The sequence below is a fragment of the Variovorax sp. GW531-E2 genome (assembly GCF_059423125.1).
Genome location: NZ_JBWKXQ010000085.1, coordinates 1 through 21,662, shown reverse-complemented (window position 1 = coordinate 21,662; position 21,662 = coordinate 1). Strand labels below are relative to the sequence as shown.

The 21,662-nt window shown below is 69.4% G+C and carries 20 protein-coding genes; 2 read left to right on the top strand and 18 right to left on the bottom strand.

Features of this window, described 5'->3' with window-relative positions:
* Nucleotides 1-93: 93 nt before the first annotated feature.
* The 8 genes from AC07XP_RS30190 to AC07XP_RS30155 all read right to left on the bottom strand — a co-directional run bounded on the left by AC07XP_RS30190 (nucleotide 94) and on the right by AC07XP_RS30155 (nucleotide 8,445).
* The gene (locus AC07XP_RS30190; protein ID WP_495266741.1) at nucleotides 94-1,104 is read right to left on the bottom strand and encodes an aldo/keto reductase; all 1,011 of its coding nucleotides are present in this window, start codon (nucleotides 1,102-1,104) and stop codon (nucleotides 94-96) included.
* An 89-nt stretch (nucleotides 1,105-1,193) separates the two neighbouring features.
* Entirely contained in the window at nucleotides 1,194-2,741 is a 1,548-nt protein-coding gene (locus AC07XP_RS30185; RefSeq protein ID WP_495266740.1) for an alkaline phosphatase D family protein, read from the bottom strand.
* Nucleotides 2,738-3,271, bottom strand: coding sequence for a hypothetical protein (locus AC07XP_RS30180; protein WP_495266739.1), 534 nt, complete (start codon nucleotides 3,269-3,271; stop codon nucleotides 2,738-2,740). Before AC07XP_RS30180 ends, AC07XP_RS30185 begins: the two co-directional genes overlap by 4 nt.
* A 73-nt stretch (nucleotides 3,272-3,344) precedes the next feature.
* Nucleotides 3,345-4,601 carry an MFS transporter gene (locus AC07XP_RS30175; protein ID WP_495266738.1) on the bottom strand — a complete coding sequence of 419 codons (1,257 nt, stop codon included), beginning with the start codon at nucleotides 4,599-4,601 and terminating at the stop codon, nucleotides 3,345-3,347.
* Between the two features lie 116 nt (nucleotides 4,602-4,717).
* Nucleotides 4,718-5,485, bottom strand: coding sequence for an enoyl-CoA hydratase/isomerase family protein (locus AC07XP_RS30170; RefSeq protein WP_495266737.1), 768 nt, complete (start codon nucleotides 5,483-5,485; stop codon nucleotides 4,718-4,720).
* Complete coding sequence (locus AC07XP_RS30165) at nucleotides 5,482-6,447, bottom strand: Bug family tripartite tricarboxylate transporter substrate binding protein (protein ID WP_495266736.1); 966 nt, start codon at nucleotides 6,445-6,447, stop codon at nucleotides 5,482-5,484. Before AC07XP_RS30165 ends, AC07XP_RS30170 begins: the two co-directional genes overlap by 4 nt.
* Before the next feature lie 46 nt (nucleotides 6,448-6,493).
* Nucleotides 6,494-7,657, bottom strand: a complete 1,164-nt coding sequence (locus tag AC07XP_RS30160) for a CaiB/BaiF CoA transferase family protein (RefSeq protein WP_495266735.1) — start codon at nucleotides 7,655-7,657, stop codon at nucleotides 6,494-6,496.
* A gap of 2 nt (nucleotides 7,658-7,659) precedes the next feature.
* Nucleotides 7,660-8,445: an enoyl-CoA hydratase-related protein gene (locus tag AC07XP_RS30155; protein WP_495266734.1), complete on the bottom strand. Its 786-nt coding sequence runs from the start codon at nucleotides 8,443-8,445 to the stop codon at nucleotides 7,660-7,662.
* A gap of 98 nt (nucleotides 8,446-8,543) precedes the next feature.
* Here AC07XP_RS30155 and AC07XP_RS30150 point away from each other — a divergent pair, with 98 nt between their 5' ends.
* Nucleotides 8,544-9,356: an IclR family transcriptional regulator gene (locus AC07XP_RS30150; RefSeq protein ID WP_495266733.1), complete on the top strand. Its 813-nt coding sequence runs from the start codon at nucleotides 8,544-8,546 to the stop codon at nucleotides 9,354-9,356.
* Between the two features lie 4 nt (nucleotides 9,357-9,360).
* Here the strand turns inward: AC07XP_RS30150 and urtE are convergent, their stop codons facing one another.
* The 9 genes from urtE to ppk2 form a co-directional block, all read right to left on the bottom strand.
* Nucleotides 9,361-10,053: an urea ABC transporter ATP-binding subunit UrtE gene (gene urtE, locus AC07XP_RS30145; RefSeq protein ID WP_062472198.1), complete on the bottom strand. Its 693-nt coding sequence runs from the start codon at nucleotides 10,051-10,053 to the stop codon at nucleotides 9,361-9,363.
* A 263-nt stretch (nucleotides 10,054-10,316) separates the two neighbouring features.
* The gene (gene urtD, locus AC07XP_RS30140; RefSeq protein ID WP_095744117.1) at nucleotides 10,317-11,195 is read right to left on the bottom strand and encodes an urea ABC transporter ATP-binding protein UrtD; all 879 of its coding nucleotides are present in this window, start codon (nucleotides 11,193-11,195) and stop codon (nucleotides 10,317-10,319) included.
* Nucleotides 11,192-12,412, bottom strand: coding sequence for an urea ABC transporter permease subunit UrtC (gene urtC, locus AC07XP_RS30135; protein WP_495266732.1), 1,221 nt, complete (start codon nucleotides 12,410-12,412; stop codon nucleotides 11,192-11,194). The genes urtD and urtC overlap by 4 nt, the downstream gene beginning before the upstream one ends.
* Nucleotides 12,409-13,956: an urea ABC transporter permease subunit UrtB gene (urtB, locus tag AC07XP_RS30130; protein ID WP_495266731.1), complete on the bottom strand. Its 1,548-nt coding sequence runs from the start codon at nucleotides 13,954-13,956 to the stop codon at nucleotides 12,409-12,411. The genes urtC and urtB overlap by 4 nt, the downstream gene beginning before the upstream one ends.
* A 162-nt stretch (nucleotides 13,957-14,118) precedes the next feature.
* On the bottom strand, nucleotides 14,119-15,387 hold the full coding sequence (gene urtA / locus AC07XP_RS30125) for an urea ABC transporter substrate-binding protein (RefSeq protein WP_013543023.1): 1,269 nt from the start codon (nucleotides 15,385-15,387) through the stop codon (nucleotides 14,119-14,121).
* 117 nt (nucleotides 15,388-15,504) lie between these two features.
* Nucleotides 15,505-15,828, bottom strand: a complete 324-nt coding sequence (locus AC07XP_RS30120; RefSeq protein WP_495266730.1) for a nucleotide pyrophosphohydrolase — start codon at nucleotides 15,826-15,828, stop codon at nucleotides 15,505-15,507.
* Between the two features lie 46 nt (nucleotides 15,829-15,874).
* The gene (locus AC07XP_RS30115) at nucleotides 15,875-17,362 is read right to left on the bottom strand and encodes an MFS transporter (protein ID WP_495266729.1); all 1,488 of its coding nucleotides are present in this window, start codon (nucleotides 17,360-17,362) and stop codon (nucleotides 15,875-15,877) included.
* A 19-nt stretch (nucleotides 17,363-17,381) separates the two neighbouring features.
* The gene (locus tag AC07XP_RS30110; RefSeq protein WP_495266728.1) at nucleotides 17,382-18,416 is read right to left on the bottom strand and encodes an extracellular catalytic domain type 1 short-chain-length polyhydroxyalkanoate depolymerase; all 1,035 of its coding nucleotides are present in this window, start codon (nucleotides 18,414-18,416) and stop codon (nucleotides 17,382-17,384) included.
* A 49-nt stretch (nucleotides 18,417-18,465) separates the two neighbouring features.
* Nucleotides 18,466-19,392, bottom strand: a complete 927-nt coding sequence (gene ppk2 / locus AC07XP_RS30105) for a polyphosphate kinase 2 (RefSeq protein ID WP_174254434.1) — start codon at nucleotides 19,390-19,392, stop codon at nucleotides 18,466-18,468.
* Nucleotides 19,393-19,586: 194 nt separating this feature from the next.
* Between ppk2 and AC07XP_RS30100 the strand changes: the two genes are divergently transcribed.
* Entirely contained in the window at nucleotides 19,587-20,621 is a 1,035-nt protein-coding gene (locus AC07XP_RS30100; protein WP_070061594.1) for a transporter, read from the top strand.
* Nucleotides 20,622-20,646: 25 nt separating this feature from the next.
* Here AC07XP_RS30100 and AC07XP_RS30095 read toward each other — a convergent pair whose 3' ends face one another.
* Entirely contained in the window at nucleotides 20,647-21,588 is a 942-nt protein-coding gene (locus tag AC07XP_RS30095; RefSeq protein ID WP_159278049.1) for a LysR family transcriptional regulator, read from the bottom strand.
* Nucleotides 21,589-21,662: the final 74 nt, after the last annotated feature.

The following is a 21,662-nucleotide window of genomic DNA, read 5'->3' as shown; positions in this document are numbered from 1 at the left end:
GGGGTGGGATGTGGTCATGCCGGGCGCGATTCTCCCGCATGGCCCAAGCACGTACTGCGCGCAGGCCATCCGGGCGCCCGCACGCCCGTTCGCTCAGCGGGGCGCGTCGCCCTTGCGGTACTCGGCGGTGAGCGCGTCGAGCTTCTGCTTGAGCGCCGGGTCGAGCACGTAGCCGGCGGCGGCCACGGTGGCGTCGAGCTGCTCGGGGCGGCTGGCGCCCAGCAGCGGCGCGGTGATCAGCGGGTTGGCCATGACCCACGCCACGGCCAGCGTGGCCAGCGGCACGCCGGCTTCGTCGGCCAGGGCGTGCAGCTGGGTCACGGTGTCGAAGCTGCGGTCGTTCCAGTAACGGTCCTGGTACATGCCGCCGGCGGTGCCGAGGGTGAAGCGGGTGTTTTCCTCGGGCTTGGCACCGGGCTTGTACTTGCCGGTGAGCAGGCCGCCGGCCAGCGGGTTGTAGGGAATCACGCCCAGGCCCTCTTCGGCCGCGAGCGGCAGCAGCTCGCGCTCGATCTCGCGGAACAGCAGGCTGTAGCGCGGCTGCACCGACACGAAGCGCGTGAAGCGGTGCAGCTCGGCCTTGCCCAGCGCGCGCGCCAGGCGGTAGGCCAGGAAGTTCGACACGCCGATGTAGCGCGCGCGGCCCGACTTGACGATGACGTCGAGCGCCTCGAGGCTTTCTTCGAGCGGCGTCTCGCGGTCGTCCATGTGCAGCTGGTACAGGTCGACGTGGTCGGTCTTCAGGCGCTTGAGCGACAGGTCGATGGCGTCGAGCAGGTGCTTGCGCGAAGCGCCCTGGTCCCACGGGTTGGGGCCGACCTTGTTGACGGCCTTGGTGGCGACCACGAAGCGGCGGCGGCCGGCGGGGCCCTGCTTGTCGAGCCAGTTGCCGATGATCTCTTCGGTGCGGCCGGTGGTCTCGATGGTGCCGCCCAGCGGGTACACGTCGGCGGTGTCGAGGAAGTTGATGCCGGCGTCGGCGGCCTTGTCCAGGATCTGGTGCGACACGGCCTCGTCGGTCTGCAGGCCGAAGGTCATGGTGCCCAGGGCCAGTCGGGACACGGTGAGGCCGGTACGGCCCAGGCGGATGGTGGGGATGCTCATGCAGGCTCGCTCCGAGAAGGTGAGAGAGGGAGGGAAAGAGGCGGCGGCCATCATAGGCACGGCCGCGCATTCCTGCAGGCGCTGGAGATTCAGGTGGATTCGAGGTGCACGCCGGGCGCGCCGCGTTCGACAGAAAAGCGGGCCATGGCCGCGACGGCGGAATCGGCGTTCTTCTCGTCGTCGACCGCGCGGAACTCGACGGCGCAGCCGCGCGCATCGAGCGTCATGAGGCCGTAGCCGCGCTTGTCGGCGCGGCCGTAGCGCAGGTGTTCGTTCTTCGCACGCATGTGAGCCACGCTGGCGGCGCTGGGCCCTTCGGAGGTGATGGCGCCGCCGACGAACTCGGTCGCGACGACAGCGCCCTGCGGCTCGCGGCGCAGGTCGGCGGCCCAGAAGGCGTGCACGTCGCCGCCGAGCACCAGCGCATCGCCACCGCGCGACGGGTTGGCGGCCAGCGCGTCGAGCAGGCGCGTGCGCGCGGCGGCGTAGCCGTCCCAGCCGTCCATCCAGTAGCCGTGGCCGGGGCCGCGCTGGCGGTCGGCTTCGGCGAGCAAGGTGGGTTGGGCGATGACGGTCCAGCGCGCCGGCGGCGTGGCGAGTTCGTTGGCGAGCCAGGCTTCCTGCTGCATGCCGAGCAGGCTGCGCTCCGGGGCCAGCCGGTCGGCGCAGTCGACCAGCGGCTTGGTGCTGCGGCCCGGAAGGCAGGCGTGGTGCGAGCGGTACTGGCGGCCGTCGAGCAGCATCACGTCGAGCATGCGGCCGAAGCGATGGCGCCCGTAGATGGTCGCGCCCGCGCCGCGCGGGCGCATGTGGGCGGGCACGGGCATGTGCTCGTACCAGGCCTGGTAGGCGGCGGCGCGGATGGCGAGGAACTGCGCCGGGTCGGGCGTGCGTGGCGAGACGTCATCGGTGTAGTCGTTGGCGACCTCGTGATCGTCCCAGGTCACGAGCCAGGGAAAGGCGGCGTGCGCGGCCTGCAGGTGCGGATCGGTCTTGTAGAGCGCGTAGCGGTTGCGAAAGCCGGCCAGGTCGGTGGGAATGCCGGCCTCGTGCCGGCGCACGTTGTGCGAGCCGCGCGAGCTTTCGTAGATGTAGTCGCCCAGGTGCACGACGAAGTCGAGCGGCTGCGCGGCCATGTCGCGGTAGGCGGCGTAGTAGCCCTCCTCGTACTGCTGGCACGAGGCGAAGGCGAAGCGCAGCGGCTGCACGGTGGCGTCATCGTCGGCCGGCGCAGTGCGCGTGCGGCCGACGGGGCTGCGCACGCCGGCGGCGGTGAAGCGGTACCAGTAAGGGCGGCCGGGGCGCAGGCCCTGTACTTCGACGTGCACCGAGTGCGCGAGGTCGGCCGTGGCACTGGCCGTGCCCTTGGTCACGATGCGGCGAAAGCGCTCGTCCTCGGCCACCTCCCACTGCACCGCCACGGGCGCCTCGCCCATGCCGCCGCCCTGCACCGGCTCGGGCGCGAGCCGCGTCCACAGCACCATGCCGTCAGGCCGTGGCGCGCCCGAGGCGACGCCCAGCGTGAACGGGTCGCGCGTGGCCGAGGACTGGGCGCGCAGGTGCAGGAAGGGATGGCCGAGCGCGGCGGCGAGGCCGGTGTGCAGCAGGCGTCGGCGGGTGAAAAACGGAGGGGTCATCGGGCGTCTTTCTTGGCGCGTCGCTCGGCGATCTCGAGGTCGATCGATGCTTGCAGCTGCGCTTGCCGTTCGGGGTTCTTCGGGCGGGTGTCGAAGCTCCTCGTGCGTATGCCTTCGACCGACTGTGAGGAAACACGGCGAGACTTTCCCCACCAGATCGCTGCAGCGCCGCCGAGCAGGAACAGCGCGACCATGAATTCCGCGGCGACCCGGTTCAGGTCGCTCTTGAGGATCGGCTGCGCTGCGTTGTTTGTCCGGTCCCGCGGAGGCAGCAGGACTGCGAGCTTCTTGCCCACGGGGCGCGCGCTGAACTTGCCGCCACGGCCGGCCCGCAGGACGGCTTTTCGGCCATCGGGTCGGACGTAGTCGACCCGCACCTCGTCGCCGTTGACGCCGGTGACGACACCCTCGACTTCGTCGTAGGAAAGAAGAACCAGCGCCGCGTCATACGCCGACAGCAGCGCGACACACAGAATGGCGACGCCCATCGCCGCAACGCACGTCGCCACCAACACTCGAAAGATATGCATGGACTCCAGCCATCAGGAACGTGCCTGATTCTGGCGCCCTTCTCTTACAGCACCGCCACTGCAGAACGGCGTCTCAGCCCGCCGACCCTTCGCAAGCCACAGCCACCGGCCGCCGCGCATCCGCACGCGCGCTCGCGACCGCCCAGGCAAAGATGCCCATGCCCGCCAGCGCCAGCAGCGCGCCGACCCAGCCGGTCGAAGTCCAGCCCAGGCCGGCCGCAATGGCGACGCCGCCGAGCCAGGCGCCGAGGGCGTTGGCCATGTTGAAGGCCGAGTGGTTGAGCGCGGCGGCGAGCGTTTGTGCGTCGCCGGCCACGTCCATCAGGCGGATCTGCAGGGCCGGGCCGATGGCGACGGTGGTGCCGATCAGGAACACGGTGAAGGCCGCCGTCACGACGTGGTGCGCCGCGAAGGTGAAGCTGGCGAGCACCAGCGCCGCGTAGACGAGCACGCCGCCGATGGTGCGCATGAGCGACTTGTCGGCCAGCCGCGAGCCCACGAGGTTGCCGGTGACCATGCCCAGGCCGAACAGCGCGAGCACGAAGGGCACGCCGCCCAGCGGCAGGCCGGCCACTTCGATCAGCGTGGGCTTGATGTAGCTGAACACGGCGAACATGCCGCCGAAACCGATGGCGCCGATGCCCAGCGTGAACCACACCTGCTTGCGCTTGAGCGCGCCGAGTTCGCGCCACGGGCTGGCACCGGCGGCGGGTGCGATGTCGGGCACGTCGCGGCGCAACAGCACCACCGCAACGAGCGCGATGACGCCCACGAACACGAAGGCCGCGCGCCAGCCGAACAGCTGGCCCAGCCACGCCGCGATGGGCACGCCGACCAGCGTGGCGCCCGTGAGCCCCAGCATCACGAGGCCGACGGCGCGCGCGCGCCGCCCCGGTGGCGCGAGCGTGGCGGCCACGAGCGCGGCCACGCCGAAGTAGGTGCCGTGCGGCAGGCCGGTGGCAAAACGCAGCAGGTTGAGCGACAGGTAGCCGGGCGCCATCGCGCTGGCGAAGTTGCCGGCCGCGAACACGGCCATCAGCGCGATCAGCAGTGCGCGTCGGCCCCAGCCGGCGGCCAGCACCGCGAGCACGGGCGCGCCGATGACCACGCCCAGCGCGTAGGCGCTGATGACGTGGCCGGCCTGCGGGATGGTGACGGCGATGTCTTTCGCGACCTCGGGCAGCAGGCCCATGATGACGAACTCGCCGGTGCCGATGGCAAAGCCGCCGACGCCGAGCGCGAGCACCGCGCGCAGGAACTGGGCGGACGAGACGGACGGTGCAATGGCGGTGGTTTCCGCGCCTTCGCGGGCGGACGGTGAGGCGTTCAAGGCCGGGCTCCTGGGGGGTGCCCGGCGGACGCGGGCAAGGCCCGATTCTAGGGTAAACCCTTAAATTGTGAAGATGCTCTCGTGCGCCGCGTCGGTACCGTCTTGCAGACGAAGCCTCAGCGCCGCTGGAACTGCGGCGCCCGGCGCTCGGCCATGGCGCGCACGCCTTCCTTGAAGTCGTCGGTTGCGAACTGCACGCACTGCACCTCGCGCTCGTGGCGGTTGGCCTCGGTCACGGCGTCGGCCAGGCCGCGCCGCAGGGTGGCGCGGGTGGCTTCGACGGCCAGCGGGGCCGACAGCGCGATCTCGCCCGCCAGCGCCAGCGCGCTCGCGCGCACCTCGTCGGCCGGCACCAGCTGGTCGACGAGGCCGATGCGCAGCGCTTCCTCGCCACCGATGCGCCGCCCGGTGAAGAACAGCAGGCCGGCCTGCTGCGCCCCCACGAGGCGCGGCAGCGTCGCGCTCAGGCCGAAGCCCGGGTGAAAGCCCAGGCGGTTGAAGTTGGCGCTGAAACGCGCCTCGGCGCAGCTCACGCGAAAGTCGGCCGCCACCGCAAGGCCGAGGCCCGCACCCACCGCAGCGCCATGCACCGCGGCGACGAGGGGCTTGGCGCTGCGAAAGAGCCGCATCGCCTGCGCGTACAGCGGGCCGGGGTCGCGCGAGGTGCCGTCGTCGTCCCCGCTGTTGAAGTCGGCGCCTGCGCTGAAGGCGCGCCCCTCGGCGGCCAGCACGATGGCGCGGCAGCCGGGCTCGGCGTCGAGCCGGTCGAGGTGGTCGGCCAGTTCGCGCAGCAGCGCCTCGTTCACGTAGTTGAAAGGACCGCGGCGGATTTCGAGCAGCGCGACGTGCGCGTGGCCCGCGTCGAGGGATGCGATGTGGCTCATTGGACCTCCAGCTTGGCGATGTCGACGTAGCCCTTCCACTTCTCGCGCTCCTGACGCTCGAAGGTGGCAAGGTCGGCGAGGCTGACCTTGGCCGGCGCGAAGGCAAAGCCCTCGAGCCGCGAGCGGATCGGGTCGGTGGTCACGGCCTCGTTGATCCAGGTGTTGAGTTTCTGCTGGCTCTCCACCGGCGTCGCGGCCGGCACGGCAATGCCGAGGAAGCCGCCGCGGATGGTGAACTTCGGGTACGTCTCGGCGATCAGCGGCAACGCGGGGTAGCGCTTGAGCCGCGCGTCGCTGTGCACGGCCAGCGCACGCAGCTGGCCCGAGGCCACGAAGGCGTCGCCGGCCACGGTGTCGGTGAACACCACCTGGATCTGCCCGGCGATGAGCTCCGACATCGCCTGGCTCACCTGCTTGTACGGAATGGGCGCGAGCTCGATGCCGGCCTCGTGCGCGAACAGCGCGCCCGTGACTTTCGAGGTCGCGTTGAAGTGGCCGTAGTTGATGCTGCCCGGCGCCTTCTTCGCGGCGGCCACGAACTCCTGCAGCGTCTTGTAGGGCGCGTCGGGCCGCACCAGCATGTAGGTGGAGCCGGGGCCGAAGGAGCCGACCAGCCGGAAGTCCTTGCCCGGGTCGTAGGGCAGCTTGCGGAACAGGCTGGGGTTGGCCAGGTGCGTGGACGTGGTGGCCAGCAGCAGCACCGAGCCGTCGGCCGGCGCGTTGCGCACCGCCTCCACGCCGATGATGCCGTTGCCGCCGGGGCGGTTGTCGACCACCACCGCGCGGCCGGTCTTGCGCGTGAGGAACTCGGCCAGCATGCGCGCCGAGATGTCGCCCGAGCCGCCGGGGCCGAAGGGCACGATGATCTGGATCGGCTTGTCCTTGTCCTGAGCAAGCGCGGTGCCGGTGGTGGCCGCGAACGGCAGGCCCGCCAGCCAGGCGAGGCAGTGTCTTCTGTGCATGGGATGTGTCTCCTGTCTGTTCTTGAATGTCGTGGCCGGTGGGCGCTCAGCCGAGCGCCCCGGCACCCAGCGCCTCGTTGTGCTCGCCCACGCCGGGCGCGCGGGCCCGCACCTGCGGGCGTTCGCCGTCGAAGGACAGCGGCAGCCCGACGATGCGCAGCTCCTCGTCGGGCACGGTCTGGAAGATGCCGATGGCCTCGGTCTGCGGCTGCGCCAGCACCTGCGCGAAGTCCTGGATCGGCGCGCACGGAATGCCCAGCGGCTCCAATGCGTCGAGCCATTGCTGCGTCGAGCGCGTGCGGAACACGGCCTCCAGCGCGGGGATGAGCAGCGCCTTGTGCTGCACGCGCAGCGCGTTGCTCGCAAAGCGCTCGTCGCGCGTCCATTCCTCGTGGCCCGTGGCGCGTGCGAGCTTGGCGAACAGGCGGTCGTTGGCGGCGGCCACGACGATCTCGCCGTCTTCGGTGGGCAGCGCCTGGAACACCACCACGTTGGGGTTGCCGCTGCGGTGACGCTCGGGCTGGCGGCCGGTGGCGTGGAAGCCAGCCATCATCACCTGCAGCCAGCCCAGCGCGGTCTCGAACAGCGAGGTGTCGACCACGCAGCCCTGCCCCGTCGTCGCGCGCCGCAGCAGCGCGGCGATGCAGCCCAGCGCCGCCCAGATGCCGGTGCCCAGGTCGAGCACCTGCATGCCGACGCGCGCCGACGGGCCGTTCTCGGCGCCGTTGATGCTGAAGATGCCTGCGAAGGCCTGCACCATCGGCTCGTAGCCCGGCGCCAGGCGCATCGGGCCCTTGTGCCCGAAGGCCCACAGCGAGCAGTACACCAGCCGGGGATTGAGCGCGCGCAGCACGTCGGGGCCGAGCTCGAGCTCTTCGAGCGAGCCGGGGCGCATGTTCTGGATGAACACGTCGGCCTCGGTGGCGTGTTCGCGCAGCCACTGCACGTGCGCCGGGTTCTTCAGGTCGAGCGCGATGCTCTTCTTGCCGTGGTTCATGGCCTGGAAGGTGGTCGCGGTGCCGCGCCAGAACGGCGGGCCCCAGCCGCGCGCGTCGTCGCCCGCGCCGGGCCGCTCGATCTTCACCACCTCGGCGCCGAGCGAGGACAGGATCTCGCCCGCGTAGGGCCCGGCGATGTTCTGGCCGACCTCGATGACCTTGATGCCGGCCAGCGGCTGCGCGGCGGCGATGTTGTGCAGAGGGGTCGTCATGTTCAATGTCCTGTGAATCGGGGGGCGCGTTTGTCGAGGAAGTGCTGCACGCCCTCGCGGAAGTCGTCGGTGTCGCGGCAGGCAGCAATCTCACGGTCGGCCTCGCGCGTGGCCTGGCCCAGCGTCTGGTAACGAGCGGCGCGCAGCTGCTGCTTGATAACGCGGGTGGCGCGCGGCGAGGCGGTGTTCGCGATCTCGCCGGCGCGTGCGAGCACCGCGTCGAGAAAGCCCTCGGCCGGCAGCAGGCAGGCCAGCCCCATGCGATCGGCCTCATCGGCCATCACCGTGCGGCCGGTCAGCAGCAGATCGGCGGCGTGCATCGGGCCGATGAGGCGCGGCAGCAGCCAGGCCGTGCCGTGCTCGGCCACGAGGCCGCGGCGCGCATAGGGAAAGCTGAGCTTGGCGCCGGCCGCCACGTAGCGCAGGTCGGCATGCAGTGCGAGGCACAGGCCGACGCCAACTGCGGCGCCGTTGATCGCGGCGATCAGCGGCTTGTCGAAGCCGCCGAGGTAGCCGTAGCGCTGCGCGAGGTCGTCGTCCGAAGGCGCCTGCAGCACGGGCGGCCGGGCGACTGCGCCCAGCACCGCCATGTCCATGCCGGCGCAGAAGCCGCGACCAGCGCCGGTCAGCACCGCGCAGCGCACGTCGTCGTCGGCCTGCGCCAGGTGGATGGCTTCGCGCAGCTCGGCTTCCAGCGTGGGCGTCCAGGCGTTGAGCCGGTCGGGGCGGTCGAAGGTGATCGAGGCGACGCGGTCGGTCACCGCGTACCTGAGTTCCGTGAATTCCAAGCGTGTCTCCGGTTCGTTGCTCGCCCTGTGTCGGGCATGGGCTCAGTATTCCGGCGCACCCTGGCGATGACAATGCTGCAATTTCGCTCACCGAAATCATGCCCACGCCCCGCTCTACCTCCACCCGGGCCGAAACGCAGTCGACCAGCACCTTCGTGCGCAGCACCCCGGGCAGCCATTCGCTCGAGCGCGGGCTGGCGTTGCTGCGCGCCTTCCGTCATGGAGTGGACGTGCTGACCAACGCCGAGCTGGCCGACCGCACGCAGCTGCCGCGGCCCACGGTAAGCCGCCTGACGCGCTCGCTGGTGGATGCGGGCTTTCTCGCCTACGACCTGGAGCAGCGCGGCTACCGGCTGACGGCCGCGTGCCTGAGCCTGGCCCTGTCGTTCCGCACGTCGGAGCAGACGCTGGCGCAGGCCCTGCCGCTGATGCGCGCGCTGGCCGAGGGCCGGCGCGTGAACGTGGGCCTGGCGGTGGCCGACCAGCTGGAGATGGTGTACCTGGACTCGGTGCGCTTCAGCCGGCTGGGCATCTTCCGGCGCATCCTGCCGGGCTCGCGCCTGCCGATCGCGAGCACGTCGCTGGGGTGTGCCTTCCTGGCGGGCATGCAGGCGACGGAACGCAAGGCCTTGCTGGCCCAGTTGCGCAAGGCGCATGGTAGCGACTGGCCCGCGCTGCAGCGGCAGGTGGATGCGGCGCTGCGTGCGGTGGACGCGCAAGGCTATTGCCACGCGAACTGGGCGCCGGGCATGACGGCGGTGGCGCTGCCGCTGCGCGCGCCGTCAGGCAGCCTCTATGCGATGAACGTGAGTTTTCCGACGACGGGGGAGGTGTCGGCGGACGCACTGCAGACGCACGCCGACCTGCTGCTGCGCCTTGCCTCCGACCTGCGCAAGACGTGGGCGCGGTAGCGGGTCAGATCGCGACCAGCTGCCGCACGCCCTGCGCTTCCATGTCCTTGCCCAGGCCGCGCGCAATGACTTCGCCGCGCTCCATCACGAGGTAGTCGTCGGCCAGCTCCTGCGCGAAGTCGTAGTACTGCTCGCACAGCACGATGGCCATGTCGCCGCGGTCGGCGAGCATGCGGATGACGCGGCCGATGTCCTTGATGATGCTGGGCTGGATGCCTTCGGTGGGCTCGTCGAGGATCAGCAGCTTGGGCTTGGGCGCGAGGGCGCGGGCGATGGCCAGCTGCTGCTGCTGCCCGCCGGAGAGGTCGCCGCCTCTTCGGTTGATCATCTGCTTGAGCACCGGGAACAGCTCGAACAGCTCCGCAGGAATGGGCGTGCCGCCGCTCTTGTAGGCCAGGCCCATGCGCAGGTTCTCTTCCACCGTGAGCCGCGCGAAGATCTCGCGGCCCTGCGGGACGAAGCCGATGCCGGCCCTGGCCCTGTCGTACGGCGTGGCCTTGTGGATCGGCTTGCCTTCGAGCTCGATGCTGCCGCTCTTGATGGGCACGAGGCCCATGAGCGACTTCAACAGCGTGGTCTTGCCTACGCCGTTGCGGCCGAGCAGGACCGTGACCTTGCCGAGTGTCGCCTCGAAGCTCACATCTCTGAGGATGTGGGAGCCGCCGTAGTACTGGTGGATGTTCTTGACTGTCAGCATGGTGGGACGCCTTCCTTGGTCTTTATCGGGGGCACCCGGTGTGCGGCACGGCGCGGTCGGCCCCACAGTGCCGGCCCTTCGGGCTGCCCTGCGGTGCTCGCGTTTCGCGGGGTCTCGCAGAACTCGCTGCGCTCAGACAGCTGCGAGCCCTGATCCGCGAAACGCTGCGCTCCTCGGCGGCACAGAGGGGCCGCCCACGCCGCACCGCACACCGGGCGCTGGTCGTGGCGTTGATGCCGGCGGCTCTGGCCGCGGCTAGAAATTCACCGCCCAAGGTAGACCTCGATCACGCGTTCGTCGGCCTGCACTTCGTCGAGCGTGCCTTGCGCGAGCACGGAGCCATCGCACAGCACGGTGACGATCTCGGAGATGGTGCGGATGAAGCTCATGTCGTGCTCCACCACCATCAGCGAATGCTTGCCCTTGAGCGTGAGGAACAGCTCGGCCGTGCGCGCGGTTTCCTCGTCGGTCATGCCGGCCACGGGCTCGTCGAGCAGCAGCAGCTTCGGGTCCTGCATGAGCAGCATGCCGATTTCGAGCCACTGCTTCTGGCCGTGGCTCAGGTTGCCGGCCAAGCGCGACACGCTGTCGGCCAGGTGGATGGTTTCCAGCACTTCGGCCAGGCGGTCGCTTTGCGCCGAGTCGAGCCTGAACAGCATCGAGGCGCGCACGCCCTTGTCGGTCTTCAGTGCGAGCTCGAGGTTCTCGAACACGGTGAGGTGCTCGAACACCGTCGGCTTCTGGAACTTGCGGCCGATGCCCAGCTGCGCAATGTCGGCCTCGCGGTGGCGCAGGAGGTCGATGGTGCTGCCGAAGAACACGGTGCCCGAATCGGGCCGGGTCTTGCCGGTGATGATGTCCATCATCGTGGTCTTGCCCGCGCCATTGGGGCCGATGATGCAGCGCAGCTCGCCCGGCGCGATGTCCAGCGAGAGCTTGTTGATGGCCTTGAAGCCGTCGAAGCTCACGCTCACGTCTTCGAGGTACAGGATGCGGCCGTGCGTGATGTCGACCTCGCCCGGCGTGGCGATGCGGCTGAAGCCTGCGGTGCGGCCGCCCGATTCGGTCTGGCCCGTGGCCGCGTGCAGGCCGGCTGCGCGTGCGGCGCGCTCGGCGCCGGCTTCCATCAGGTCGGGCGTCATGCGCGGGCTCCCTTCACATCGGCGACCAGGGGCGCCTGCACGGTCGCGTCGGGCTCGGCATGCGAGGCGGCGGGCTCGCGCCGCGCTTCCCTCGCGGCCGGCGCCGCAGCCTCCATCTTCTCGCGCGACAACCACTGGCGCACCAACCCCACGATGCCGTTCGGCAGGAACAGCGTGACAGCGATGAACAAGGCGCCCAGGAAGTACAGCCAGTACTCGGGGTAGGCCACGGTGAGCCAGCTCTTGGCCCCGTTGACGATGAAGGCGCCGAGGATCGGCCCGATCAGCGTGGCGCGCCCGCCCACCGCCGCCCACACGGCGATCTCGATGGAGTTGGCCGCGCTCATCTCGCCCGGGTTGATGATGCCCACCTGCGGCACGTACAGCGCGCCGGCCACGCCGCACATCACGGCGGAGATGACCCAGATCGTGAGCTTGTACGGCAGCGGGTTGTAGCCCGAGAACATCACGCGCGTCTCGGCATCGCGGATGGCCTGCAGCACGCGGCCGAACTTGCTGCCGATGAGCCACTTGGCGAACAGGAAGAAGCCCAGCAGCGTGAGGCCGGTGAGCGCGAAGAGCGTCATGCGCATCTCCTGCGTGGCGATCGGGATGTTCAGGATGCGCTTGAAATCGGTGAAGCCGTTGTTGCCGCCGAAGCCCGTCTCGTTGCGGAAGAACAGCAGCATCGCCGCGAAGGTCATGGCCTGCGTGATGATCGAGAAGTACACGCCCTTGATGCGCGAGCGGAAGGCGAAGAAGCCGAACACGAAGGCGATGAGGCCGGGCACCGCCACGATGAGCAGCAGCGTCATGCCGAAGCTGCCGCTGAAGGTCCAGTGCCAGGGCAGTTCCTTCCAGTCGAGGAACACCATGAAGTCGGGCAGGTCGCTCTTGTAGTTGCCGTCGCGGCCGATCTGGCGCATGAGGTACATGCCCATCATGTAGCCGCCCAGCGCGAAGAACAGGCCGTGGCCCAGCGACAGGATGCCGGTGTAGCCCCAGATCAGGTCCATGGCCAGCGCGCAGATGGCGTAGCACATGATCTTGCCGACCAGCGCCACGGCGTAGTCGCTCATGTGCAGCGGGCTGTCGGCCGGCACCCACATGTTGAGCACGGGCGCCACGGCGCACACGACGATGAGCGCGACGAAGAAGGCCGTCCAGCCTTTGCCGCTCAGCAGCGGCCCCTTGGTTGGCAATGTGACCTTGCTCATGCTTCTGCGCTCCGGCCCTTCATGGCGAAGATGCCCTGAGGTCTCTTTTGAATGAAGATGATGATGAAGACAAGCACCGCGATCTTGGCGAGCACCGCGCCCGCCCAGCCTTCGATGAACTTGTTGAGAATGCCCAGCCCCAGCGCCGCATACACGGTGCCCGCGAGCTGGCCGACGCCGCCCATCACGACCACCATGAAGCTGTCGACGATGTAGCTCTGGCCCAGGTCGGGGCCGACGTTGCCGATCTGGCTCAGCGCGCAGCCCGCCAGGCCCGCGATGCCGGAGCCGAGCGCGAAGGCGTAGGTGTCGATGCGCGCCGTGTTCACGCCCATGCACGAGGCGATCGGCCGGTTCTGCGTGACGCCGCGCACGAACAGGCCCAGGCGCGTCTTGCCGATGAGCCAGCCCATCGCGAGCAGCACGAGCGCCGCGAAGACGATGATGCAGATGCGGTTCCACGGCAGCGTGACGTTGCTGAGCATGGTGAAGCCGCCGCTCATCCAGCCGGGGTTTTCCACGCCGACGTTCTGCGCGCCGAAGAGCGAGCGCACGAGCTGCTGCAGCATCAGGCTGATGCCCCAGGTGGCGAGCAGCGTCTCGAGCGGACGGCCGTAGAGGAAGCGGATCACGCCGCGTTCGAGCACCGCGCCCACGAGGGCCGAGGCGAGGAAGGACACGGGAATCGCGGCCACGAGGTACCAGCCGAACGCCGCCTCGGGCATGTACTTCTGGAAGATGCCCTGCATCACGTAGGTGGCGTAGGCACCGATCATCATCAGCTCGCCGTGCGCCATGTTGATGACGCCCATCAGGCCGTAGGTGATGGCCAGGCCCAGCGCGGCGAGCAACAGCACCGAGCCCAGGCTGATGCCGCTGAACACGGCGTTGATGCGGTCGCCCCAGACCAGCGCGCCGTCGATGTTGGCGATCGATGCGGTGATGGCCGCCTTCACGTCGGCTTCGGTCTCGTCGGCCAGGCGCTGGTTGAGCAGCAGCTTGGTGTCGGGGCTGCGGTTGTTGCCCAGCTCCTTGGCGGCGGCCAGGCGCTTGGCCTTGTCGGCGCTGGTGAGCATGCTGGCGGCGCGCACGAGTTCGAGCTGCGCCTTGATCTTGGGATTGGTCTCGGCGGCCAGCGCCTTCTCGACCATGGGAATGCGCGACTCGTCGGGCTCCTTGAAGAGCGCCTGTGCGGCTTCGGCGCGCACCGCGTCGTCGGTGCTCGTGAGCTTGAGCGCAGCCTGCGCGGCATCGAGCGCGCCGCGCATGAGGTTGTTGTTGACGACGTCTTCGGCGGTGTCGGGCACCTTCAGCTCGACGCCCGTCACGGGGTCGAAACCCTTGTCGTCCTTCATCACGAAGACCTTGTCTTCGGTGTACTTCACGGCGTCGTCGGCCATGGCCTGGATGAAGGCGGCGGTCTTGTCGTCGGCGGTGAGGACGGCCTTGTTGAGCGCGGCGATGCGGGCTTCGGATTCGCCGGAGGCGATGGCCTTGGCTTCGTCGGCGGTCAGCGCATGGACGGGCGCTGCTGCCAGCAGCAACAGCGCCGTCGTGCAGGAACAAATTGAGCGCAGTAATGAATGCACAGCGGTTCTCTCATTCGGGAACACCGAGGAACCGGCTTTGCCGGGCCTCAGGTGTTGCCCCCGGTAGGGGGTTGGCGAAGCGACACGAAGTGCGCGCAGCCTGGGGGCGAGCCCCAGTTACATCGACTTGCCAGCGGGGTAATCCGGCTTCTTGTCGTTGCCTTCGATGTACGGGCTCCACGGCTTGGCCTTGACCGGGCCCGGCGTCTTCCACACCACGCTGAACTGCCCGTCGGCCTTGATCTCGCCGATGAACACGCTCTTGTGCAGGTGATGGTTCTTCTCATCCATCTTCGAGACGATGCCCGAGGGGGCCGTGAAGGTCTGGCCGGCCATCGCCGCGATCACCTTGTCGGTGTCGGTCGACTTGGCCTTCTCGACCGCCTGCTTCCACATGTGGATGCCGATCCAGGTGGCTTCCATCGGGTCGTTGGTGAGCGGCTTGTCCTTGTGGCCGGCGATGTTCTTGGCCTTGGCGTAGTCGCTCCACTGCTTGATGAACGCCGTGTTGGTCGGGTTCTTGATCGACATGAAGTAGTTCCATGCCGCGAGGTGACCCACGAGCGGCTTGGTGTCCACGCCGCGCAGTTCTTCCTCGCCCACCGAGAAGGCGACCACCGGCACGTCCTTGGCCTTCAGGCCCGCGTTGCCCAGTTCCTTGTAGAAGGGCACGTTGGAGTCGCCGTTGATGGTCGACACCACTGCCGTCTTGCCACCGGCCGAGAACTTCTTGATGTCGGCGACGATGGTCTGGTAGTCGCTGTGGCCGAAGGGGGTGTACTTCTCGTCGATGTCCTTGTCGGCCACGCCCTTGCTCTTGAGGTAGGCGCGCAGGATCTTGTTGGTGGTGCGCGGGTACACGTAGTCGGTGCCCAGCAGCACCCAGCGCTTGGCGCCGCCGCCTTCCTTGCTCATCAGGTAGTCGACGGCCGGAATGGCTTGCTGGTTGGGCGCGGCGCCCGTGTAGAACACATTCTTCGAGAGCTCTTCACCCTCGTACTGCACGGGATAGAACAAGAGGCCGTTCATTTCCTCGACCACCGGCAGCACGGACTTGCGCGACACCGAGGTCCAGCAGCCGAAGATCACCGAGACCTTGTCCTGGCCGAGCAGCTGCTTGGTCTTTTCAGCGAACAGCGGCCAGTTGGAGGCCGGATCGACCACCACGGGCTCGAGCTGCTTGCCCAGCACGCCGCCCTTCTTGTTGATGTCGTCGATGGCCATCAGCACCGTGTCCTTCAACACGGTTTCCGAGATGGCCATCGTGCCCGACAGCGAGTGCAGCACGCCGACCTTGATGGTGTCGGCAGCAAATGCAGGCGCAGCAGAAATGCTGGCCAGCGCGACGGCGGCGGTGAGCGCCTTGAGGGTGAAACGACGTTGCATGTGGACTCCTGCTCCGGGTGGGTTGAACCTTGTCGACAGCGCGGGGCTGGCGATGGAGAGGAGTCTGCGGAACGCACCACAAAGGGGAAATACGCCGGGTGGCGTACACGGAGGTACTCAGGCGGGTGGCGGGGCCGGGTACTTCACGGCGTTGGCGAGCATCTTGCGCTTTGCCGCCTCGACCGGATCGATGCCGAGCTTGTCGGCCAGCTGCAGCAGGTAGAGCAGGACGTCCGCGATCTCGGTGCCGATCTCGGCGCGCTTCTCTTCAGGCAGCGCCCGGCTCTGCGCCTCGGTGAGCCACTGGAAATGTTCGAGCAGCTCGGCGGCTTCGACCGACAGCGCGGCGGCGAGGTTCTTGGGGGAGTGGAATTGCTCCCAGTCGCGGGCTTGTGCGAAGTCGCGCAAGGCCTGGGTCAGTGCTTGAAGTTCGGTGGCCATGTCAATCCTGCGGGGGGTCTGCCGCGAGTTTGGCATGGCGGCCCCGCTACGCCATGCGACTTCCCCGCCCATGCAGCACCGCCACCAGCAGCGCCGACACCATCAGATAAACCAGCGCCACGCCGAACGCGGCCGTGTAGTCCGCCTCGCGCCCCAACTTCCCATAGAACAGGATCCCCACCAACGCCACCCCCAGCGCATTGCCCGCCTGCTGCACCATCGACAGCACGCCCGAGGCCACGCCCGCGTGCTGCGGCGGCAGGCCGGCCAGCACGGTGGACACCAGCGGCGCCATCACCATGCCGAGCCCCGCGCCCTGCACGAACAGCAGCGGCACCATCCACGCCACGACATGCGTGTGCCCCGGCCAGCCGGCCACGTTGGCGCACTGCAGCGCATGCCCCGCCGCGAGCACGAGGGCGCCGAGCGCGATCGGTGGCGTGCCGCCGAAGCGGCGGGCGATGCATGCGCCGGCCATCGAGGTCGCGAAGAAGCCGACGGCCAGCGCCGTGAAAACGATGCCCGAGTGAAGCGCGCCCAGCCCCATCCCCTGCTGCAGGTACAGCGCGAGCACGAAATAGAACGAGGCGTTGCCCGCATAGAAGGCCAGCGTGGTGAGCAGCCCGGTCACGAAGCGGCGGTTGGCGAGCAGCACCGGCGCCACCAGCGGCGCACCGCCGCGTGCCGCGAGGCCGCGCTGCTGCCCGGCGAAGAGGCCCCACAGCGGCACCGCGGCGGCCAGGCACAGCCAGCTCCACAACGGCCAGCCCTGCTGGCGCCCTTCGACCAGCGGCAGCACCACGGCCACCGAACCGGCCGCGACCAGCGCCATGCCGGCGAGGTCGAGCCGGCTGCTGCCCCGGCCCTGCGCCAGCGGCGGCACCACGCGCGGCGCGAGCACCAGCGCCAGCAGGCCGATGGGCACGTTGATGAGAAAGCAGCTGCGCCAGCCGAGGCCCGCAAGGTCGGCATGGATCAACGCGCCGCCCACCAGCTGCCCCAGCGTGGCCGCCAGGCCCAGCGTGAGGCCGTAGGCCGCGAAAGCGCGCGTCCGGTCTTCGCCCGCGTAGGCCAGGCCGATCATCGCGAGCACCTGCGGCTGCAGCAGCGCGCCGGCCAGGCCCTGCAGCAGGCGCGCGGCCACGAGCAGCCCGGCGTTCGGCGCCACGCCGCAGGCGGCCGAGGCGAGCGTGAACAGCAGCAGGCCGAGCATGAACATGCGGCGCCGGCCGAACAGGTCGCCCAGCCGCCCGCCCGTGACCAGGCCCGCGGCGGTGGCCAGGCCGTAGCCCGCCACCACCAGCTGCAGCGTGCCCGCGCTGGCCTGCAGGTCGTGCTGCATCGACGGCAGCGCGACGTTCACGATGAAGAAATCGAGCACCACCAGGAAGGTGCCACTGAGCATGACCCACAGGCCCAGCCGGCCCGGTGTGGCGGACGTGATCGATGGGGCAGAAGAAGCGGCAGGATTCGACGATGTCATGGCCCCACTGTCGGCACCGGCCGGCATCGCCGCAATGACCTCCAAGGTCATGCGCGCAGGGCGCAGGCGCTCAGCGCTTGTCGAACTGTTCGGACGCAAAGGCCCACGTCATGCGCGTGGCGTCGGGCCCGAGCGGGTCGCTGAACAGCTGCCCCCGCGACCCGCCGCTCCACGAGTGGCCGAGCCCCGCGATCTCGCACAGCGTGACCAGGGTGCGGCCCTGGCGCTTGAAGTCGGTCACGCGCATGGCACGGCGCTGGCCGCGTTGCAGGTCACGCGCCATGCCCGCGTGCGCGCCCACGGCGGTGGCCCAGACGGCCGCGCTGCTCATGGCATTGCTGGGCGCCACCACGGCGTCGGCGTCACCGTGCAGCACCAGCATCGGCGGCAGCGTCGTGAAGACGGCCGCCGCGCCCATGGCCTTGCCGACCGCGGTGACGGGCATCGGCGGCACGTGCTGTCCGCGCATGGCGCCGAGCGCGGTGGCCGACGACTTCGCGGCGCCGGGCGCCACGCCCGAGTGCATGACCACGGCGCGAAAACGGTTCGGGTAGCGCGTGGCCAGCAGCGCCGCCATGCTCGCGCCCGCCGACAGGCCGGCCACGGCCACGCGGTCGCGGTCGACGGGGTACAGCATGCAGGCCTGGTCGACGGCGGCCATCAGCGTGGCGGCCTCGGCGTCGGCCTTGCCGGAGCGGCGCTCGTACCAGTTCCAGCAGCCCTGCGGATGGGCGATGCGGTCCTGCTCGGGGTAGAGCACGAGAAAGCGCTGGCGCACGGCGAGCGCGTTCATGCGCGTGCTGGCTGCGAAGTCGCGACCGGTCTGGCCGCAGCCGTGCAGCATGACCATGAGCGGGAGTTTCTCGCCGGGCTGCAGCACCAGGTCGGCCGGACGAAACAGGTGATAGCCGCGCGCCCCACCCGCGCCCATCGCCATGCCGCTGATCCAGTCGCCCTTGCCGGGCGGCGGCTTGAGCCGCTTGGCGGTCGCGCGTTGCACCTGGCCGGCCACGCGCTTGCCGTTGCTCAGCGTGAGCTTGGTGAGCGCCTTCAGGTTGCGCTCATAGGCGCGGGCGAAGAAAGAAGCGGTGGAGCGACGGGCCATGGCGCAGTGTGCAGGCAAAGCGCCGGGCGGCCAAACGGCCGCGAAGCCTTCAGTAGATTTCCGGCACGATCATGCTGGCCGGCACGGGCTGGCGAAGGTAGTCATCATGCCGCTCCCGCGCCGGCAGCTCGACCGGCGCGTGCGCCACTTCCTGGTAGGGCAGCTGGCCCAGCAGGTGGCTGATGCAGTTCAGGCGTGCCTTCTTCTTGTCGACGGCCTGCACCACCCACCACGGCGCCTCGGGGATGTGGGTGCGCTCCAGCATGATCTCCTTCGCCTTGGTGTATTCCTCCCAGCGGCGGCGGCTTTCGAGGTCCATGGGGCTGAGCTTCCACTGCTTGAGCGGGTCGTGGATGCGGCCCAGGAAGCGCATGTGCTGCTCGTCGTCGGTGATGGAGAACCAGTACTTGATGACCTTGATGCCCGAGCGCACGAGCATCTTCTCGAACTCGGGAACGGTGCGGAAGAACTCCTCGTACTCGTCGTCGCTGCAAAAGCCCATCACGCGCTCGACGCCGGCGCGGTTGTACCAGCTGCGGTCGAAGAGCACCATCTCGCCGGCCGCCGGCAGGTGCGCCACGTAGCGCTGGAAGTACCACTGCGTGCGTTCGCGGTCGTTGGGCGCGGGCAGCGCGGCCACGCGGGCCACGCGCGGGTTCAGGCGCTGGGTGATGCGCTTGATGACACCGCCCTTGCCCGCCGCGTCGCGGCCCTCGAAAAGAATGACCACCTTCTGCTTGCTGTGCTGCACCCAGTCCTGCAGCTTGACCAGCTCGCCCTGCAGGCGAAAGAGTTCCTTGAAGTAGGCCTGGCGCGCCGCCTTGTCGGACACGGAAGACGCCGCCGATGCGGGGTCGAGCCCGTCGAGGTTGCGGTCTTCGATCTCCAGTTCGAGCTCTTCGTCGTAGCTGTCGATCAGGTCGCGGGCGATGCGTTGCATCAGGTCTTCGTGGTCGGGAAGTGCGCTCGTCAGCATGATGAAAAGGGGCAAGAGTGGCGGGTAGACAAAAAGCATGCTGCACCCGCCACATGACGGCGGCGTGACGGTTTTGCGGCTGTTTTCTGTAAGCCGACACGCCGTTGTCACATGGCACGAACACCATCCGGGGCACGCTGGCAGCCCGCCAAACGGGCGTCTGCCTGTTCACATGTCTTTTCTGACCACGCACCTTGTCGGTATTTCATGACCTCGCCGCGCAGTCCTATGGCGGCGACGAAGCCGGGCTGATCTGCGGCTACCTGTTCGACGCCGCGGCGCCGGAACCCGCGCGGGCGATCGATTCGGCGCAGGCTGCCGCGTGGCTGGCGGATGCCGGCCAGCTCGGCGACAGCAACGCCTACGTGTGGCTGCACTTCAACCTGAGCCACGCCCATGCCGAGCGCTGGCTGGTGCGGCACGCGGCGCTGTCGGACACTTTCTACGAGACGCTGCACGAAGGCCTGCCCTCCACGCGCATCGAGCGCGCCGACGACTCGCTGATCGCGGTCATCAACGACGTGCACTTCGAGTTCAGCTTCGAGCCCTCGGACATTTCGACGCTGTGGATCAGCGTCGGCCCGCGCCTGGTGGTCACGGCGCGCACCAAGCCGCTGCGTTCGGTCGACGCGCTGCGCACGGCCGTGAAGGCGGGCGAGGCGCCGCGCTCGAGCACCGAGCTGCTCGAGCACCTGCTGCGCGCGCAGGCCGACGTGCTGGTGAAGATCGTGCGCGGCGTCACCTCGCGCATCGACCGCATCGAGGACGAGCTGCTGGCCGGTCGCCTGGACCACAAGCGCGCGCGCCTGGGCGTGCTGCGCCGGCTGCTGGTGCGGTTGCAGCGGCTGCTGGCGCCCGAGCCGGCCGCGCTGTTCCGCCTGCTGCAGGGCCCGCCGGCCTGGATGGCCGAGCCCGACGTGCAGGAGCTGCGCGGCTCGACCGAGGAGTTCTCGGTGGTGCTGCGCGACATGCAGGCGCTGCAGGAGCGCATCAAGCTGCTGCAGGAAGAAATCGCCGCCAACGTCAACGAGGACAACAACCGCAGCCTGTTCGTGCTGACGGTGGTCACGGTGCTGGCGCTGCCGATCAACATCCTGGCCGGCCTGTTCGGCATGAACGTGGGCGGCATCCCGCTGGCGGAGCACAGGCACGGGTTCTGGATCGTGGTGGCGATCGTCGCCACCTTCACCGCCGTGGCCGCCTGGACGGCGTTTCGCAAGAAGCGCTGAGGCGCCACAGCGCCCGCCCGCCCGGTCAGTCCGACGGCAGCGGCGCGGCGGCCGCGTCCTGCATGCATTGCAGGAAGACGCGCGTGGGCGTGTTCATCGCCTCGCTGCGCAGGCGGAAGGCGCACATGGGGCCGCGCAGCAGCTCGCCCGGCATGGCGATGCGGCGCACGAGCCCGCGCCGCTCGAAGTCTTCGGCGTAATGGTTGGCAGTGGCCCACAGCAGGCCCGAGCTGCGCACGAGGTGCAGCGCGAGCGGGGCCGAGTCGGCCTGGATGTCGGCCGGATGCGGGCCGCCCGGGCGGCGGTGCACCGACAGCATGCGGTCCAGCTTGGGCCGCAGCGGCGTGCGGTGCGGCGGCAGCACCCAGCGCTCGTTGGCGGCCTCGGCCCAGGTCGGCGCGCGCTTGAGCGCCAGCCGGTGCCGCGGCGCCGCCACGATGCTGCTGAACTCCTCGTACAGCGGCGTGACCTCGACGCGGTTGAGATCGACCGTCCACTCCGCGTGCGCGAGCATGAGGTCGATGCGCCCGTCCTGCAGCGCGCCGTGCAGGTCCTCGATCTCCAGCGTCTGCACCATCGGGCGCACGTGGGGCAGCATCTGCGAGGCCTGCAGCAGCGCGGCCGCGAGCCGCTGCGCCGAGAACACGGGCAGCACGCCCAGGCGCAGCTCGCCGCTCACGCCCACGCGCAGGTCGCGCAGCGACTCCTCGGCCAGCATGAGCTCGCCCAGCACGCGGTCGGCGTGCCGGACCATGCTCAGCCCCGCCGCCGTGGGCGCGATGCGCTTGGTGGTGCGCTCGAACAGCCGCACCTGCAGCGTGGCCTCGAGCTGGGCCAGCGTGCGCGACAGCGCGGGCTGGGTGGTGTTGAGCAGTTCGGCCGACTTGCTCAGGCTGAGCGTGCGGCCCAGCTGGCTGAGCAGCCGCAGCTGGCGCAGCGTGAGGTTTCGTTCCAGGAAGGAGGCCATGGCCATTTATATCGACAACGGTATGAGTACGCTCGGATTTCTCATTTGTCGCCCTCCCCCGGCCTGCCCAGAAT

Excerpts from the sequence above, each read along its gene's own strand:
- AC07XP_RS30190 (WP_495266741.1), bottom strand. The coding sequence starts at position 1,104 with ATGAGCATCCCCACCATCCGCCTGGGCCGTACCGGCCTCACCGTGTCC.
- AC07XP_RS30185 (WP_495266740.1), bottom strand. The coding sequence starts at position 2,741 with ATGACCCCTCCGTTTTTCACCCGCCGACGCCTGCTGCACACCGGCCTC.
- AC07XP_RS30180 (WP_495266739.1), bottom strand. The coding sequence starts at position 3,271 with ATGCATATCTTTCGAGTGTTGGTGGCGACGTGCGTTGCGGCGATGGGC.
- AC07XP_RS30170 (WP_495266737.1), bottom strand. The coding sequence starts at position 5,485 with ATGAGCCACATCGCATCCCTCGACGCGGGCCACGCGCACGTCGCGCTG.
- AC07XP_RS30165 (WP_495266736.1), bottom strand. The coding sequence starts at position 6,447 with ATGCACAGAAGACACTGCCTCGCCTGGCTGGCGGGCCTGCCGTTCGCG.
- AC07XP_RS30160 (WP_495266735.1), bottom strand. The coding sequence starts at position 7,657 with ATGACGACCCCTCTGCACAACATCGCCGCCGCGCAGCCGCTGGCCGGC.
- AC07XP_RS30150 (WP_495266733.1), top strand. The coding sequence starts at position 8,544 with ATGCCCACGCCCCGCTCTACCTCCACCCGGGCCGAAACGCAGTCGACC.
- urtE (WP_062472198.1), bottom strand. The coding sequence starts at position 10,053 with ATGCTGACAGTCAAGAACATCCACCAGTACTACGGCGGCTCCCACATC.
- urtD (WP_095744117.1), bottom strand. The coding sequence starts at position 11,195 with ATGACGCCCGACCTGATGGAAGCCGGCGCCGAGCGCGCCGCACGCGCA.
- urtC (WP_495266732.1), bottom strand. The coding sequence starts at position 12,412 with ATGAGCAAGGTCACATTGCCAACCAAGGGGCCGCTGCTGAGCGGCAAA.
- urtA (WP_013543023.1), bottom strand. The coding sequence starts at position 15,387 with ATGCAACGTCGTTTCACCCTCAAGGCGCTCACCGCCGCCGTCGCGCTG.
- AC07XP_RS30120 (WP_495266730.1), bottom strand. The coding sequence starts at position 15,828 with ATGGCCACCGAACTTCAAGCACTGACCCAGGCCTTGCGCGACTTCGCA.
- AC07XP_RS30115 (WP_495266729.1), bottom strand. The coding sequence starts at position 17,362 with ATGACCTTGGAGGTCATTGCGGCGATGCCGGCCGGTGCCGACAGTGGG.
- AC07XP_RS30110 (WP_495266728.1), bottom strand. The coding sequence starts at position 18,416 with ATGGCCCGTCGCTCCACCGCTTCTTTCTTCGCCCGCGCCTATGAGCGC.
- ppk2 (WP_174254434.1), bottom strand. The coding sequence starts at position 19,392 with ATGCTGACGAGCGCACTTCCCGACCACGAAGACCTGATGCAACGCATC.
- AC07XP_RS30095 (WP_159278049.1), bottom strand. The coding sequence starts at position 21,588 with ATGGCCTCCTTCCTGGAACGAAACCTCACGCTGCGCCAGCTGCGGCTG.